The following is a 16,976-nucleotide window of genomic DNA, read 5'->3' as shown; positions in this document are numbered from 1 at the left end:
ATCTGCCAAGGGGATGGCTGCAATGGCCTTTGATCTGAGTAATGACGCCGGACTGCGAGAAGCTAGCGCAAGAGCGCTGGAGCTACACCGGAACGGGCACAGCCTGGATAGCTGGATCTCGCGCGTAGCCGAATGGCTTGTTCATGTGGAGGCCGCTGACCACGACACGTTCGTCGGGCGCGACTTCCAACACCAACTCTGGGAAGTCCAGACCATCGCGGCTACCGGCCAGGGCCACATTGATGTGTCTGCCGTCATTGCCAACAAGGAAATCGCCGAGAAGCTCTGGTCACTCAAACAAGCCAGACTGCCCGATTCCTTCAGCGAGCGTGTCGCCTGGCTGGGCGCGGCGTGGGAAGAAGTAAGCGCGCTGGTCGTTGCGCTGACTGACCGCAAGCCCAGACTGAAGCAGTACCGTGTTTTCGCCTCGCTGTGGCCGCAGGACTTCACCACCGTTGCGCACTATCAGAAGCTGAAAAGCCTGGCCAGAGCGTTGGGGCTGAGCATTGGCTCCGACCACCGCACGGAGCTGCATCAACGCATCCTGCAGCGGCTGGATAGCGCTGGCATTGTCTTCCGTAGTCGCGAGGAACGCATGACCCTTCCGTGGGTCCTGTACGTTCACTACGTTCAGGAGAATGGAAGCGAGGCGACCGAGCTTCCCAGCGAATCTGCTGGCGACCTTCGGCTCAACCCGCTACCCGCTGGCCGCCGCCGGCGGGGCATGCTGGCCATCAACGGATCAGTCGCCAGCGTGCTGGCGATGCTGGAGTTTGCCAAGGGAGGGCGCAAGCGTGCGGACTTCCTTGAACATATCCGTTCGGTGAATCCAAAGCTGGCGACCAATTCGCTGGGTACGAACTTGAACGCGTTGATCGCTGAATGGGGCGCGTTGCGCTCGTCTGGCGACGATCTGTTCCTGACACCGCGAGGCGAGGCCTTCCTGGAATCGGGCGAAACAGAGGAGGTCTCCGACTGGCTGCTCACCCAGATCCTGGGCTTCGACAATCTCCTTTACATGCTCAACCAGGCCCCCCTTCCGCAGAAGCAGGCGATCAGCCGTCTGCAGAAGGTCAATCCTGGCTGGACCAGCAACTTCGCCCCGACCGTGCTCATCAACTGGATCAAGGGGATGGAACTGGCCGAGCTGGATGCCGGGAAGGTCCTGCACCTGACCCAGCGGGGGCGTGCGTGGGCGTCCCGTATCCATTGGACACCGGGCGAGCTGTCTCCCGTAGTGAAGGATGCAGACGAGGTCCGGACCGATTCGCCCGTCGATGAAGTTGAGGACCTCTGGTCGAACCTGCCCTCGCTTAGCGAGATCACTGCATCGTTCCCCGCCGATCTGGCCTTCGATCCCAGTCTGATTGCGCAGTTGCACGCTGGGCTGTGGAACCGCAGACACCCGCGCCGCCACTTCGCCGTATTGACCGGGTTGAGCGGCGCCGGCAAGACACAACTTGCGCTGGGCTATGCCAAGGCACTGTGGGCTGGCGTGGCTGAGGCCGATCCTGGGCAGCGCGGGTACCACATCGTTGCCGTACAACCCGGGTGGCATGACCCGAGCAGCCTGCTTGGCTATGTCAATCCGATCGACACCGATGTCTACATGCGCACCGGCTTCCTGGAATTCCTGCTGCGTGCGATTGCAGATCCTGACCGTCCCTACGTTGTGCTGTTGGATGAGATGAATCTCTCCCATCCCGAGCAGTACCTGGCGCCCCTGCTGTCGGCCATGGAGAGCGGCGATGCGGTTGAGCTGCATGCGCTTGGGGATGAGGTTGGCGATGTGCCCGGACACATCGACTATCCGTCCAACCTGGTCATCATCGGCACGGTGAACATGGACGAGACCACCCATGGGCTGAGTGACAAGGTGCTGGACCGCAGTGCCGTGATCGAGTTCTGGGACATACCGGTGAACGACTACCCCGGCTGGACCTCTTCGGCGCTGGGCGCAGAAGCACTGGGACAGGTAAAGGCCGTACTGAACGCACTCATGACGCCGCTGCGTGCCGTTCGTCTGCACTTCGGCTGGCGCACGATTGCCGATGTGCTGGGCTACGTGGAAGCGGGCGTGGAAGGGGGCGCTCTCACTGCGGCCCAAGCCTTGGATCACTCTGTGTATGCCAAGATCCTGCCCAAGCTCCGTGGTGAAGATACCAAGCGGCTACGCGATGCCTTTGATGCGGTCGCAGGCGTGCTGGAAAGCCATGGGTTGAGCAAGTCTGCTGGCAAGGCACGTGAACTCTTTGCGGATCTGCGCGAGCAGGGAAGCGCGCGGTTCTGGCGCTAATGCGATGACAGCACTGATCTGCCTGGACCAGACGGGCGTCGAATTCCACTTGGTACCCGGCGCCGTCTGCGGCGGCTTTCGTGAGCGGGGGGTCTATCAATTCCCGGCAGTTCCGGCAAACGCCTTGCTCTATATTGACGAGGCGTTGCTGGATACGGTGAGTACCAGCAGCGGACCGATGCTGCAGTGGTGCCCCGGCTTCTATGCGGGCCAGGTGTGTGTCGAGCTTGTGGATAGGGCCGGTCACCGGCTGGCCACGTACCATCTGGATGTGGCACCTGAAGAAGGAAAGCTGGGGTCCGACGTGTTCCAAGGCATGTTGGACGACCTTTACGCGTTCGATCCTGCACTGGTTCTTGGCACCGAGGCCGCCCAGTCTGGAATCGGCGTGACCGGCGATCTGACAACGGTGTTGCTGCAGTACGCGCGCTTGAGGCGCCATGCTGATGCCGCACTTGCCGCCTTCACAGCAGTAGCCGAGCGCCCTCTTTCCCGGCTACGGCACGAGCGCCGGCGGACCCCTTTTCACCAGGTGAAGCGCATCGATGCCACATCAGCGCGAAGGATGATGCGTCATCCAGATGCCGGCGCCGTTCTCCGACGGCAGCCAGGGTTGGATGCGTGCGCACCTCCCATGGAGGTGATGCACTCCTACGAGCACCTGGACAACCCCGCGAACCGTGCGCTGGCCCGTTCGTTGGCTGCGTTGCGTCTGCGCTGCAGCAACGTGGAAGAGGCCCTTCGGCGGATAGCACTGCACGAGGACGCCGAAGGCGCTCGCACACCGCTGGCCACGCGTATGGAGAGAAAGCTGATGTTTCTGAATGCTTTCTCCGCACGACTGCGCAGCCTGGCAATGCGCGATCCGTATGCTGCAGTCGCGCGCGCAGAGGTCGATGCATCGGGACTGACTGCAATCTCCGCCAACCCCACCTATGCAAGAGCGTACCGCCTGGGATGGGCAGCGCTTCGCCCGGGCGTGGATGGACCGGATCGAAACGAATCGCTATGGCTGAGTCCTACCTGGGAGATCTATGAACGATGGTGCTTCGTGCAGGTCGTTCAAGCAGTTCGCGCCCTCTTCCCCGGACTGACATGGACGTGCAAGCGCAGCGCGACGGTAGATATCGTCCGGCACGTGGGCACATGCGAGGGGACTCGGGTAGAAGTCTTGTTGCAGCGAACCTTCCCCACAGCGGAGAAGAGCACATCGGGCATGAGCAGCGTTTCGCTGCAGTTGAAGCCTGACATTGTGGTAACCACCGAGATTGGAGCAGACAAGAGGATGCTGGTGCTGGATGCCAAGTACCGCACCTCGCGGAAGAACGTACTGCACGCCATGCGTTCCGCGCACGTCTACCAGGATGCGCTGCGTTGGAATGGGCAGCGCCCCGACTGCTCACTACTGCTGGTGCCACGTGCCGGTGGAGCGCCGTGGCTTGAGGATGTGGCATTCCACGCCAGCCATCGAACTGGCGTGCATGTACTGTCGCCTGACCAGCGCCCTGATGAGCTCCAGGAGATGCTGCGAAGGTGGGTAGGGCCGGCTTAGGTTTTCTGGCGTGGCTTTTTCACGCCAGCCGATACTGATTGATCGCGCCTGGGTATCCCGCTGCTACGCCGACCTGCCGCCGCGCGAGGTGGCGTTGGCGTTTGGCAGTGACTACGATCTGGAGCGCGATGATGCGCTTTGGCCACGCCCTGGGTTGGGCATCAGTGTTAAGTAAGTGACGCAATTGGCCTGTTTTTATCGTGGGCGCTAGATGAGGGTGTGTCGCAATTAAGCATCTGTTGCTGCGAGAAGTGCGCTCCGCGTTCGACGTAGCGGTGGCAGCTTAACTTTCGCCGCAAGCACTGTGCTGCAAGGGGTTTCGCGGCTTTTCTGCCGTGCCACAATGCTGGAAGCGTCAGAACTTTCGGCCTAGTTGACTGCGGTTTCTTGGCATTGGGCATCTGTGCGGGTACATCTTTGCGTGCCACCGGAAAAGGGTGGTACGGGCGTCGAAAACCCGTGTAAGTACCAGATGTTTACGCTTGTCAGCCGGCGCCACCTTCGAGTGGCGTCGGCTGGCAATCCGTTCGCGTTCCATGGCGGGCGGTGCGTGGGGGCTTTCGAGCCCGCCGGTCTGGTACTCACCGGTTTTCGAGCCACGCATCGTCCGCCACCTTTTGGGGTGGCGCTGCCGTCTGTCCTGTACGGAGCACTGCCATGAACGCATCGGAATTCCGCCCCCTGCACGCTGCCACCGACCCGGCCAATGCCGAGCCTGAACTGGACAGCGGTGCAGACTCCACCGCCTTCCTCGCCACACTGCGGCGCATTCAGAGAGGCGCGGCCGCCGATGGCCAGCCCTGGCCGGAGCGCTCGGCCGCGCCCGGGCTGCGCATGGCCTTGGCCGATGCCGACTGCGCCCTGGCAGGCCTGCGCGTGGTGCAGGAGATGCTGTTGGCCGGAGAGCGCGCGCGACAGAACGGAGAACCCGCGCAGCACCTGGGCGACCGCACGATGGAGGGGCTGATGCTGGCGTGCGTGGCGCTGACGGCGCAGGCCAGCGCCTGCCTGCAGGTGCGTGGGTAGTGCCTGCACTATGGGCCTGGTGCGCTGCGGCTGGGTTTCCGCAGCGCGGCCCATGAGGGTGCCGCCCGTCGTTGTAACCAGCACGCTCATGGTGATGGGTCTGGTGATCGCGGACTACTTCCTTCCCCAGGCGACGCTGGAGGTGAAGGCCTACCGCAGGCTGTCCGATTACTCCTTCGAGGTCATGCGGGAAGAGGCCAAGGCGTTTGCTCAGGCGCGGGGTGGCGTCCGGTTGGAGGAGAGCTCGAGGGATGGGAGTGAGCGGTACTTCGTACTGCACGCCGACGGGCAGGCGGTGATGCTGGTGGATAACTCTTCAATGCAACTGGTGGTGATGGTTGTCGGGGATGCGGGGGAGCGGGCTCCGGATTTGCGGGATTTGCGGGAGCAATGGCGGGTGCGGACGCGGCCGGATTGGGACCGGTGGCGCTGATGTGCTCAGTAACCAGTTGTGGCCCCCATAAGTCCGGGCCTGCCTTGCCTTTGAGCTTTCCCGCCACCGCGGAGGAATCCCCTTGCCTGCGCTGCCTGCCGGACGTTCGTGTCTACTTCTTCAACAACTCATCCCGATGGTAGTTGAGGTAGCGAGCCTGAGCCGCAGAGAACGGAATGCGTGGAGTCTTCTGCACAACATCCCATTTCACCCGCACCGCATCTGGCAACTGGCTGCTAAGAATTAGGCCACCATCATCCTCAAAGGAGATGTAGCCCCGGTCGAACAAGCGATCGATATGGGGCGCGAGCATGAGGCCGTTGTGGCCATCAAGGCGCTCGCTGTTCTCGCTCTTTGACCATGGCTTGATGTGACTGGCAATCAGGAAGCTGGCATCGCTGGTGCCGGTCACCCGACAGGCTTTCTCAATGTCGCTGACATTCTTTCGGTAGATACCCTGACCTTTCCTCGCTTTGATCAGCTGGAGCTTCTCGGTTTCGTCGATGTTCTTGTCATTCACGATGTCCTGGACCGGCCCCTCGTCCTGCCACTCTCCGAGGTCATCAAGATCGACTTCGAGCAGCTCCAGCAGCTTGGCAGCCATCGCCTCGGGAACTGGGAACAGGTAGGCCTGATTGCCCTTGCCGTCAGCCTTTAGAGGTGAGTACTTCGCAGGAAGCAGCGGCCCAATCTGGGCCATGTAGTCGCTCACCTTCAGCGGGACGTCCACCAGATGGTAGTCCACCGGCACGGCCCAACCATCCTTGCGCCACTCCTCGTCCGTCTTCTTGAACTCCTCAGGGCGATCCATCGAGTAGTGGGCGCCGCTGACAACTGCGATAGCCCTGATTCGGGTGCTCGCGAACGCAAAGACCACATCACCCGGCCGCACTTGAGTCATGTTCTCGTAGGAGGCGTTGATGTTCCCCTTTACGTTGGTCTTAGGCGACCACAGATAACCTGCCTTAACAGCCTTGTCGAAGGTCTGCTTCTGGTTCACCCACCAGTACCTCATCCCCGCCCCCTGTCTCAACCAATTGATGCGGCCTATTGGCCGTTGAGACGGTGATGGTACCTATGACTGTCGCGATCGGCACGCTGGGCACGATGGGCCGCCACATGAAGCGGCGATACGCTCCATCTAATGCACCACGACCAAGATCCGGCTATCACCTTTATGACGCAGCTAGCAATTCGCGCTCAAGATCAGAACTGAGCAGCCGTAGCCAAACATTCTGATAGAACTAGAAAACCTGCATTGTCAGCGCAACTTGAACAGGTCGACGCCTCTGCTCTGGGCCCAGCGAGCATCGTCCCCTGCAAGAGAAAATTACCACACATTCCTGCCGTACTCGGCCGAATTTTTCGTGAAACACTTCCATTTCCACATAAAACATGCTGATCTCATCGCACGACCTCATGGAAATATATAAAGTCAGATATGACGAAGTGAATCCTCTTTGGCCAAGAAGATAATTCTGTGCGGCACCACCAAGACTCATTTCGGTTCCAGCTTGCGAGGAAGCGGCAGCCATACATTGCGTTTACAGAGGTGATCCGTGCAGAACATCATCTTGAGTACTGGACAATCAAAGTCCGAAGACGATGGGATCCGGCCAAACGGAATCGACCAAATCAACGCTCAACTACTCTTTATCGCCCGTCGCTTGGTCGCCCGGCCGGTGTGCCGGACGTGGGATGGGGGCGAAGATCGCCTAACGCAGAGGAATTCCCGTTAACCAAATATGATAGCCAATAAGCAAACAAAAACTGCTACCAAATGCCCGTCACACACCGCCTGTAGGTAAATTGGACACGAGTCGAATCGGCACGAACAACCCAGAAACATTGGCCACCGTAATCATCCGAATCGACCAAAAAGTGATCGATACCAACTCCCGTCTTTTCCTCCACGTTAATATGCCGAAGAAGAAGTGCATTTAACTCAACTGCATCAGAGTCAGACACACGCTCACCTCGACGATAAGAATTGAGCATTACACGAAAGAATTCCAAAGCATCCGTCTGGCGCGCAAACATGCGCTCTCCAATCTTTACCGGCTTAGCAGGCATCGAATCTCCTATCTCTTATAGATACCACTCAACCGCGGCACTTAGCTTCTGGTTGACATCTGAAACGCTTTTCTTAAAAACAATCTCATCTTCACTTATTCGAAGAACATGGGGAATCAAATCTTCTATTTGATCAGGAAGAAATCCATATCGCATCAGAAGCACATTGATTGGCTCGTTCGTTCCGAATCTAAGCAACTCGATGAACTTCCTGGCCCTACCATCCTTGGTTTTATCATGGTAAATGTGCGCCGCAGCCACAAAAACGTCAAACAAGCTGAACGATATTACCTTGTCAAGGTAGTCGTAGGTATCAAACATCACGACGTCGTAGCTCACACGCACCTTTGGCGTTTTCACAGGGTAGAGCGAAAACTTCGCTTTCAGCGTCGAGTCTGGAAGCGTTGTCGCGGGCTGCGAGAAGTCTGCGTGAACCTTGTCCTTCTCGTCGCGCCGAGATATGGAGCTGTAGCGCATTCCCACTATCTCCCTGAAAGTCCTTCCTGAGAACGATTGAATCAGTATAAAAATCGCCTCTTTGAATACGGCGTTTTCGCCATCGAACAGCGATCTTCCCATGTACGCCTCGTAGATGAGCCTCAGGGAAGCCTCAAACTGCACCCGCTCCGCTCGTCTTTCACTTCCCCGCAGCGCCTGCTTAACGGGTGTTCCCTCCATGTACAGGAGATCCAGGACTGTATTCATCGCCGCTATTGACGGATCAGACTGCAGACGCTCAGCTCTAGGGTTGGGGATATGTAGCTCGTCATTAAAATCGGCGTCTCTGATTGCCTCCACGACCTCCAAGTCTTGTCCCGCCCCATCTCCATCCATAGACTCGATGACGGACCTTTCGGAAAGCCTGTACTCCTCACTTAGTCGTTCTATAAGTACCTTTGGGCTTTTGGTGTACACATAGCCAAAATCGAAACTTTCAGACTCTGACAATCTACCAGCGCGACCTATGAGGTTCTTGAAAGCAAGCGATCGTCTAGCCTTATCTTCCGCGCGTATGGACATCGTATTGAGCCACACCACGTCAAACGGCATGTTCACACCCTGTGCAAGAGTACTTGTCGCGAAACATATTCGACAAAACCCGAGCCTAATGTAGTCCTCCAGCATGAACCTAACTTCGAGCGGAACTGATCCATGATGAATCACCACTCCTTTACGCAAAAGCTCAATCATCTTTGACCGGTGATTGACTTGATCAGCCCCAACGAGCTTGCTAATTTCGTCAATCATCGAGAGAGCTTTCGCACTCGTCAGCGACGGCAACGTTCCAACGTAGCCCTCAAATTCACCCATGAACTTTCCGTCGTATATGGACTTCTTGCTCACGTAGGACAGTATTGACATGCCTGAGTTCAGAACAAACTCAGAGAACTTCCCATCAAATTCGACGCAAGACGAAAGCAGCTCCCCACGAGGTGCAAACGGACTGAAATAATAGTCTTTTCCGTTCGAATGTCTTTGTATGAATATTTTTCCGACGGCTCCCTGCTCATACGATCTCGCGAAAGAAGTTCTCTTTTTAAATCCATGCTTCTTGAATTGAGCATCCGGATTCACCACGAAAGGATGGGCAAAAATAAGCTTGGCGTGCGGGAAATCTTTTGAGACTCGCCTTACAAGATGATCAAAAACGACACCCCTCATGCCCTCGTCAGAAACCTGAGCCTCATCAAAGAAGAAGACATTTATATTTAGCCCAAGAGATTTATCAAAAATATCCCTTGCACGCTCCGGAGTTAGAACGAGTATTCTTCTCGGAGCTCTTATTTTGAATACCGAATCAACGAAGGGCATGACCATCACCCCCTTTTCGCCTGAGAAGTACTTTCGAAGCGCGCCCACGTACTCGGCGATTAGCGCTCGAGATGGCACGACTATCACCGCGTCGCCTTCTCCCTTAGAGATAAAATCTCTAATTGAATAGGACTTTCCGGCACTTGTTGGTGCCGAGATAGAGACCAAGTCGTGATCTTCTATTGCAGAAACCAGACTGGCTTGAACCGGCGTCAGGATATGACCACTATCCACTCTATTCGCCTCACCCATCCTCGAAATGAGAAATGAATATAGGCTTTCAGGCTGCCGCAACTTATAGAACAGCCCCATAGATGCAACTATGTCTTGCTCGAATTTCTCGAAGTCCCCAGCGTGAAATTCTCTGTAGAGACTTATAGTTTCCAGCTTTTCCTGGGAATCCGGCCCTTTATTGTGGAGGTCCTCAAGAATGCGAGATAGCGTTTGTAGCGGATGGCGATCTCTCACAACAGCGTCAGGCGTCATTGGAAACTCCAACCAAGAAAATCTGCTTCAAGCCAAATTTCTGGGAAAGCTCAACAGCTGACGCTAGAGCGTTATTCATTATCTTGGCGTGGTCCTTTCCATTTATAGAGAATGCCGCGATCACTCCAAACTCGTCATTTACCAACAAGGCCGCAGGCCCCGGACAGATGCTCGACAAATGGACGTAATCCCTATGGTGTTTCTCCGCCTCTATGAAATCAGACACCTGCGAGATAGCCAAGCCATGCGGCGACGCGCCCCCAGAGTATTTTGCTTCTCCGAAGTTCAGCATTCCATTCCCGCATACTGTGTGGAAGGCGAATCCTTCGTTCTGCTTCCGCTGGGGTTTCCAGAGTTCCGCGAGCGGAACCTCTGCGTGTCCGAGAAGCGACTTGAGGGCTCGAGCGGAGCCCATCGATACCATGAGCTCACCAAATTCTTCGGCCACCGGAGATCCTGGTGCAACTTTGAATATTTGGCAGAGAATTTCTGCAGTTTCCGCAACTGTCTTTTGGTAGGCACGCTGAGTACCTTTATCGAGGGCGGCCATCCACGAGGTATCAACAACAGTTTCAGTCAATCTCGCGGAAAGCTTGGAGATATCCTTTACGGAAACTTTGCAGCATACGATTGAAAGCCCTGCGTTCCCCAACATGGGAAAGTGCTCACACCCCCAGTCGACATCAGTGCAGCTAGTTCCAGCGGACATCCCTTCCCCCGTCAGCAAATCATGTGTACAACCTACCAAAAATCGGGGAGCCAGTGACCTTCTTTAGTTCTATAGACAAGTCAACTGTAACTACCCCAAAAAAAAGCGGCCACAAGGGCCGCTTTCTTCCTGTTACATCGCTCGGAATCAAACCCCAACAGGGTTAGCCTTCTCCGGATCAATCTTGTACTGCTTGATCGCCCGCGCCACATCCTTCGCCGTCATCTTCCCGTCCTTCGCCAGCGCCGCAATCGCGGCATGCGCGATGTAGTACCGGTCAACCTCGAAGAAGCGACGCAGGTTCGCACGGGTATCCGAACGGCCGAAGCCATCGGTACCCAGCACCGTATAAGACATCGGCACGAACGCACGAATCTGGTCCGCATACGCACGCACGTAGTCGGTGGCGGCAATCGCCGGGCCCTGGCGGCCGTCCAGCAGCTCGGTCACGTAGGCCTTGCGCTGCTCACCTTCCGGGTGCAGGCGGTTGGCACGTTCCACGTCGAAACCATCGCGACGCAGTTCGTTGAAGCTCGGGCAGCTCCAGATATCGGCGGTCACGCCGAAGTCCTTGTCCAGCAGCTCGGCGGCGGCAATCACTTCACGCAGGATCGTGCCCGAACCCAGCAGCTGCACGCGCAGGTCGCCCTTCTTCGGCTTGCCGGCGTCGGTCAGCAGGTACATGCCCTTCACGATGCCTTCGGCTGCACCTTCCGGCATTTCCGGGTGGGTGTAGTTTTCGTTCATCAGGGTCAGGTAGTAGTACTCGTCTACCTGGTCTTCCATCATGCGCTTGGTGCCGTGCTGCAGGATCACCGTCACTTCGAAGCCGAAGGTCGGGTCGTAGCTGCGCACGTTCGGAATGCCACCGGCCACCAGATGGCTGAAGCCATCTTCGTGCTGCAGGCCTTCACCGTTCAGCGTGGTGCGGCCGGCGGTGCCGCCCAGCAGGAAGCCGCGGGTACGCATGTCGGCGGCCTGCCAGGCAATGTCGCCCACGCGCTGGAAGCCGAACATGCTGTAGTAGATGTAGAACGGCAGCATCGGCACGTTGCTGACCGAGTAGCTGGTACCGGCGGCCATCCACGAGCTGATCGCGCCCGGCTCGCTGATACCCTGCTGCAGCACCTGGCCGCTCTGGTCTTCGCGGTAGAACATCAGCTGGTCGGCGTCCACCGGCTTGTACTTCTGGCCGAACGGCGCGTAGATGCCGATCTGGCGGAACAGGCCTTCCATACCGAAGGTACGGGCTTCGTCGGCCACGATCGGCACGATGTGCGGGCCCAGTTCCTTGTCACGCAGGGTGATGTTCAGGCTCTGCACGAAGGCCATGGTGGTGGAATAGCTGCGCTCGCCGCTGCTCTTCAGCAGGCGCTCGTAGGTTTCCAGCTTCGGTGCGTTGAAGCTCTTTTCGGCCTTGCGGCGGCGCTGCGGCAGGTAGCCACCCAGCGCGGCACGGCGTTCCTGCAGGTACTGCACTTCCGGCGAATCCGGGCCCGGGTGGTAGAACGGCACCTGGCCATCGGCCAGCTGCGCGTCGGTCACCGGAATGTTGAAGCGGTCGCGGAAGTGGCGCACCGCTTCGTCGTCCAGCTTCTTGGTCTGGTGGGTCGGGTTCAGCGCTTCACCGGCGCTGCCCATGCCGTAACCCTTCACGGTCTTGGCCAGGATGACGGTCGGCATGCCCTTGGTGTTCACGGCCTGGTGGTAGGCGGCGTACACCTTGTGCGGGTCGTGGCCACCACGGTTCAGGCGCCAGATGTCGTCGTCGGAAAGACCGGCCACCATGGCGGCGGTTTCCGGGTACTTGCCGAAGAAGTGTTCGCGGGTATACGCGCCACCGAAGGCCTTGCAGTTCTGGTATTCGCCGTCGACGGTTTCCATCATCAGCTTCTTCAGAACACCGTCGGTGTCCTTGGCCAGCAGGGCATCCCAGTAACCGCCCCACAGCAGCTTGATCACGTTCCAGCCGCCGCCACGGAACACGCCTTCCAGTTCCTGGATGATCTTGCCGTTGCCGCGCACCGGGCCGTCCAGGCGCTGCAGGTTGCAGTTCACCACGAAGATCAGGTTGTCCAGGCCTTCACGGCCGGCCAGCGCGATGGCGCCCAGGGTTTCCGGCTCGTCGCTCTCGCCGTCGCCGATGAAGCACCACACCTTGCGGTCGCTCTTTTCGATCAGGCCACGGTTTTCCAGGTAGCGCATGAACTGCGCCTGGTAGATGGCGGCCAGCGGGCCGAGGCCCATCGACACGGTGGGGGTCTGCCAGTAATCGGGCATCAGCCACGGGTGCGGGTACGACGACAGACCGCCGCCGTCCACTTCCATGCGGAACTTGTCCAGCTGCTCTTCGCTGATGCGGCCTTCCAGGAAGGAACGCGCGTAGATGCCCGGGGCGCTGTGGCCCTGGATGAACAGCAGGTCGCCCGGGTGGCTGTCGCTGGGGGCGCGCCAGAAGTGGTTGAAGCCCACGTCGTACAGGGTGGCACCGGAAGCAAACGAGGCGATGTGGCCGCCCAGGTCGCCCGGCTTGCGGTTGGCGCGCACCACGGTGGCCATCGCATTCCAGCGGATGATGGAACGGATGCGCCATTCCAGCTCGGCATTGCCGGGGCTCTTGGCCTCCAGCTGCGGCTCGATGGTGTTCACGTATTCGGTAGTGGGAGAGAACGGCAGGTACGCACCCGAACGACGGGTCAGTTCCACCATGCCTTCCAGCAGCTGATGCGCGCGCTCGGGGCCCTCGACATCAATGACGGCCTTCAACGACTCGATCCACTCCTGGGTTTCAACAGGATTGGTGTCGTTGTTCAGCACTTCGTTCAACCAGTTCATTAGCGCTCCCATTACCGCACGCACGCGCGCGACTGTTGTATAGATTTCTAGACCGCAAAGTGTAGCGCACCAAGGGCTTTCGTCACTTCGCTACGCTGCCGTATGGAGGCGTTTGGCCTGTGTCCGCAAGGCCTGTCCCGGGCTGTCCCGGCGCCGGACAGTCTGGTTTTTCAGGCACCTGCGGGCGGCAGGCCCCCTGCCCCGGTGTCGCTTCTGCACCGCTGGGTGCATCGGCAGGACGCAGTGTTACCGCTGGCGATGACCGTTGTAGGGCAAGGCCTGCGCCGTTGTAGGGGCGTTCTGGCGGCTGGCGATGAACCACCGCCAACATGTCGCAACTGCCTCTGGATTGCCCATGGGCGGGGCGGGAAGCTGCACCGCGCAGGCAGCCCCTTCCCCTGCGGCGCCCGCCACCTGGCGCCGCAGCTGCTTCGCCCAGAACCCACCGCAGCTTTGCGGTGGGTTCTCTCGTTGTGGGCCGCCGTGGCCTGAATGCAGCATGGATTTGGCCCGAATCTGGACTTGTCCGGTCCGGCTTATCGATATATCGTTTGCGCACTCGTTACCGATATATCGAAATGAGCCGATCCGCTACCCTGCGGGCCCGCCCGGCCCCGTCCCCCGAAGTGCCCCGCCGCAATGGCCAGCCGCGCGTGCTGAGCCGCGGCGACCTGCGCCTGCTGGTGCTGGCCCTGATTGGCGAACAGCCGCGCCACGGCTACGAGCTGATCCAGCACATCAGCGGCTTGTTCATGCAGGCCTACACGCCCAGCGCCGGCACCATGTACCCGCTGCTGGCCAGCTTCGAGCAGGCCGGCTGGGTGGAATCGCACGAAGAAGACGGCCGCCGCGTGTTCCGCATCACCGCCGCTGGCGAATTCGAACTGAAGGTGCAACGGCCGCAGGTGCGGCTGGCCCAGCGCCGCGCGTTCGACCGTGCCCGCGAGATCACCAAGGCCTCGCTGCCGGCACCGCTGGCCGCCGCCCTGCGCGAGTTCAAGCAGGCGCTGGTGCGCCACCATGGCCGCTGGAGCGAAGGCGAGGCCGAACAGGTGGCCGCCCACCTGCAGCACGCCGCTGCGTTGTTGAACGGATCGCTGGGCGATGGACCGCTGCCGATCACCCCGACCGAGCCAGACTGACGCCCGCCAGGTCTTCCCCCTTTGCCGCGCGCCCCGCGCGACCTTACCGCTACAGGTACTGACATGACCGACCATGAAAACAAGCGACTGCGCCTGGATGTGCGCTTCCGCCAGCTGACCGTGCTGCGCACCGAAACCGTAACCCCGCACATGCGCCGCGTGGTGCTGGGTGGTGCCGACCTGGCCGGCTTCGATTCGCCCGGCGCCGACGACCACATCAAGCTGTTCTTCCCCAACAGCAGCGGCGAGATGGTGCTGCCCACCATGACCGCCGAGGGCCCGCGCTACCCCGAGGGCAAGGAACATTCGCCGGCGCGCGATTACACCCCGCGCTGGTGGGACCATGAAACCGGCGAACTGGCCATCGACTTCGTGCTGCACGACCAGGGCATTGCCGGGCCGTGGGCACAGCGCGCGCAGCCGGGCGACACCCTGGCCATCGGCGGCCCGCGCGGCTCGTTCGTGGTGGCCGACACCTACGATGCCTACGTGCTGATTGGCGATGAAACCGCGCTGCCGGCCATCGCCCGCTGGCTGGACGTGCTGCCCGAGCATGCCGAAGTGCAGGCGTGGATTGAAGTGAGCGACGAAGACGAGCGCCAGGACCTGCCGCAGTACGAAAACGTGCGCATCCACTGGCTGGAGCGCAACGGCTTCCCGGCCGCGACCAGCACCCTGCTGGAAGACCAGTTCACCGATTTCGAAGCCCCCGAGGGTGACACCTTCTACTGGATCGCCACCGAATCGCGCCGCGCGCGCATGATGCGCAAGTTCCTGGAAGGCCACCTGGGTGTACCGCGCGACTGGATTCGTTCCACCGGCTACTGGAAGGCCCACCCGGACGAAACCGACGGCGATTGATCGCCGTTCTGTAGAGTCGAGCCATGCTCGACTGCCGCTGTTCTGTAGAGTCGAGCCATGCTCGACTGCTGTTCGACGGAATCGAGCACGGCTCGACTCTACAGAAACGCATCGCCACGATCTCTGCCACAATCGCGCTCCTTTCCCGCACCTGTGAGGCCCACCATGGGCAAACTGACCCTGGCCGGCATCGACAAGCTGCGTACCCGTTTCGCCGATGACGCCGCCTGCGATACCGCCCTGGCCGCCTTCGCCGACGCCGCCGCCCTGCGCGCGCCGCTGCGCGAACTGCTGGATGCCGAGCGCCGCTACCTGCAGGCCGAATTCGAAGTGGCCCAGGTGGCCGATGTACTGCGCCGCGACCAGAAGTACGCACCGGTGGGCCGCCCGTCGGTGCACATCGTGCAGCTGCGCAAGCAGCAGGCCGCCACCAAGCAGGCCGCCCTGATCGCCCGCCAGGTGGTAGCGCAGGCCGCGCAGACCTTCGTGCGGCTAAGCGGAATGGCGGTGAAGGCCAAGCAGAGCCCCAGCGACGCATGCGCCGCATGGTTGATCGCGCAGCGGTGATTGCAGGGGTACCGGAAACGGCCGACGGGATTCCGGAAACTACCGACGCGGTACGGAACGAACGACGGGGTACGGAATGAACGACGGGATTCCGGAAACGGCCGACGGGGTACGGAATGAACGACGGGATTCCGGAAACGGCCGACGGGGTAGAGTCGACTGTTAGTCGACTATCGCGCGCAGCGCGGGGTTTTGGCATCCCGCGAAGAGCAGTCGACTAACAGTCGACTCTACCAAAGCAGGTTTCCGCGCAGCCCCGACCCAAAGCAGGTTTCCGCGCAGTCCCAGCCCACAGCAGGTTTCCGCGCGTTTCCCGCAGAGTGTGCGGACCAACGGTCCGCACCCACCAGAGCGGTTTCCGGCGCTACCCCACCCCAAAAAAGAAGGCCCGCTTTTCAGCGGGCCTTCTGCCTTCTCACGACGAGTGAGCGGGTTACATCAAGCGGCCGGCTTTTCGCCGGTGGCTTCGGTGGTGATGCGGATCTTCACTTCATCGCTCACGTTCGGGGCGTACGCGCCCACGCCGAAATCGCTGCGCTTCAGGGTGGTGGTGGCGTCGAAGCCCGCCGCCGGCACCTTGGCCATCGGGTGCTCGCCACCGCCGTTGATGGTCACGTCCAGGGTGACCGGCTTGGTGATGCCCTTGATGGTCAGGTCGCCGGTGACGGTCAGCTTATTGGTGCCGGCCGCTTCAACCTTGGTGCTCTTGAAGGTGGCATCGGCGAACTTGGCGGCGTCGAAGAAATCGGCGCTCTTCAGGTGTTCGTCGAACTTGGCGGTGAAGCTGTTCAGGCCGCTCAGCGGCAGCTTCACTTCCACGGTGCTCTTGGTCACGTCGGCGGCGTCGTACACCAGGGTGCCTTCCACGTTGCCGAAGTGGGCGCTGGGGTTGGAGAAGCCGAAGTGGCTCCACTGGGCCAGCACGTCGGTGTGGCTCGGGTCCAGCTTGTAGGTGCCCGAGGCGATCTGGATCGCTTCGGCAGCCGGGGCAGCAGCAGCGGCGTCGGCAGCCGGGGTGGCGGCCTGTTCGGTGGTGGCCGGGGCGGCGGCATCGGCGGCCGGGGCAGCGGTGTCGGCCGGCTTCGAGCAGGCGGCAATGGCCAGGGTCAGGGCCAGCGGCAGCAGCAGTTTACGGGTGGCGCTCATCAGGAAACTCTCCGGATCGTAGGGTGGGTACACGGTGC

The 16,976-nt window shown here is 60.1% G+C and carries 13 protein-coding genes; 7 read left to right on the top strand and 6 right to left on the bottom strand.

Features of this window, described 5'->3' with window-relative positions; translation table 11 throughout:
• Positions 1-22 precede the first annotated feature (22 nt).
• The 4 genes from IAE58_RS00720 to IAE58_RS00705 all read left to right on the top strand — a co-directional run bounded on the left by IAE58_RS00720 (position 23) and on the right by IAE58_RS00705 (position 5,307).
• Positions 23-2,296 (top strand): hypothetical protein, encoded by a 2,274-nt coding sequence (locus tag IAE58_RS00720; protein ID WP_199932425.1) that lies wholly within the window; start codon positions 23-25, stop codon positions 2,294-2,296.
• A 4-nt stretch (positions 2,297-2,300) separates the two neighbouring features.
• Positions 2,301-3,848 (top strand): nuclease domain-containing protein, encoded by a 1,548-nt coding sequence (locus IAE58_RS00715; protein ID WP_199932424.1) that lies wholly within the window; start codon positions 2,301-2,303, stop codon positions 3,846-3,848.
• A gap of 657 nt (positions 3,849-4,505) precedes the next feature.
• Positions 4,506-4,874, top strand: coding sequence for a hypothetical protein (locus tag IAE58_RS00710; RefSeq protein ID WP_199932423.1), 369 nt, complete (start codon positions 4,506-4,508; stop codon positions 4,872-4,874).
• Between the two features lie 52 nt (positions 4,875-4,926).
• Complete coding sequence (locus IAE58_RS00705; protein WP_199932422.1) at positions 4,927-5,307, top strand: hypothetical protein; 381 nt, start codon at positions 4,927-4,929, stop codon at positions 5,305-5,307.
• 112 nt (positions 5,308-5,419) lie between these two features.
• Here IAE58_RS00705 and IAE58_RS20070 read toward each other — a convergent pair whose 3' ends face one another.
• From IAE58_RS20070 to aceE, 5 genes are all read right to left on the bottom strand, one after another.
• Positions 5,420-6,307, bottom strand: coding sequence for an HNH endonuclease (locus IAE58_RS20070; protein ID WP_199932421.1), 888 nt, complete (start codon positions 6,305-6,307; stop codon positions 5,420-5,422).
• A gap of 773 nt (positions 6,308-7,080) precedes the next feature.
• Positions 7,081-7,380 (bottom strand): DCL family protein, encoded by a 300-nt coding sequence (locus tag IAE58_RS00695; RefSeq protein WP_199932420.1) that lies wholly within the window; start codon positions 7,378-7,380, stop codon positions 7,081-7,083.
• 15 nt (positions 7,381-7,395) lie between these two features.
• Positions 7,396-9,678 carry a DEAD/DEAH box helicase gene (locus IAE58_RS00690; protein WP_199932419.1) on the bottom strand — a complete coding sequence of 761 codons (2,283 nt, stop codon included), beginning with the start codon at positions 9,676-9,678 and terminating at the stop codon, positions 7,396-7,398.
• Positions 9,668-10,333, bottom strand: a complete 666-nt coding sequence (locus IAE58_RS00685) for a hypothetical protein (protein WP_199932418.1) — start codon at positions 10,331-10,333, stop codon at positions 9,668-9,670. The genes IAE58_RS00690 and IAE58_RS00685 overlap by 11 nt, the downstream gene beginning before the upstream one ends.
• 201 nt (positions 10,334-10,534) lie before the next feature.
• Positions 10,535-13,222: a pyruvate dehydrogenase (acetyl-transferring), homodimeric type gene (gene aceE, locus IAE58_RS00680; protein WP_108748283.1), complete on the bottom strand. Its 2,688-nt coding sequence runs from the start codon at positions 13,220-13,222 to the stop codon at positions 10,535-10,537.
• Between the two features lie 578 nt (positions 13,223-13,800).
• On the opposite strand from aceE, the gene IAE58_RS00675 reads away from it, so the two are divergent.
• The 3 genes from IAE58_RS00675 to IAE58_RS00665 all read left to right on the top strand — a co-directional run bounded on the left by IAE58_RS00675 (position 13,801) and on the right by IAE58_RS00665 (position 15,792).
• On the top strand, positions 13,801-14,364 hold the full coding sequence (locus IAE58_RS00675; protein WP_108770967.1) for a PadR family transcriptional regulator: 564 nt from the start codon (positions 13,801-13,803) through the stop codon (positions 14,362-14,364).
• A 63-nt stretch (positions 14,365-14,427) separates the two neighbouring features.
• The gene (locus IAE58_RS00670) at positions 14,428-15,225 is read left to right on the top strand and encodes a siderophore-interacting protein (RefSeq protein WP_199932417.1); all 798 of its coding nucleotides are present in this window, start codon (positions 14,428-14,430) and stop codon (positions 15,223-15,225) included.
• Positions 15,226-15,390: 165 nt separating this feature from the next.
• Positions 15,391-15,792 carry a hypothetical protein gene (locus IAE58_RS00665; protein ID WP_199932416.1) on the top strand — a complete coding sequence of 134 codons (402 nt, stop codon included), beginning with the start codon at positions 15,391-15,393 and terminating at the stop codon, positions 15,790-15,792.
• Between the two features lie 438 nt (positions 15,793-16,230).
• On the opposite strand, the gene IAE58_RS00660 is transcribed toward IAE58_RS00665, so the two are convergent.
• Positions 16,231-16,938, bottom strand: a complete 708-nt coding sequence (locus IAE58_RS00660; RefSeq protein ID WP_108751972.1) for a YceI family protein — start codon at positions 16,936-16,938, stop codon at positions 16,231-16,233.
• Positions 16,939-16,976: the final 38 nt, after the last annotated feature.

This window comes from Stenotrophomonas sp. S49 (genome assembly GCF_016624905.1).
Taxonomy (GTDB): domain Bacteria; phylum Pseudomonadota; class Gammaproteobacteria; order Xanthomonadales; family Xanthomonadaceae; genus Stenotrophomonas.
Note: the sequence above shows the minus strand (reverse complement) of the source record. Positions and strands in the feature narration are given on the sequence as shown.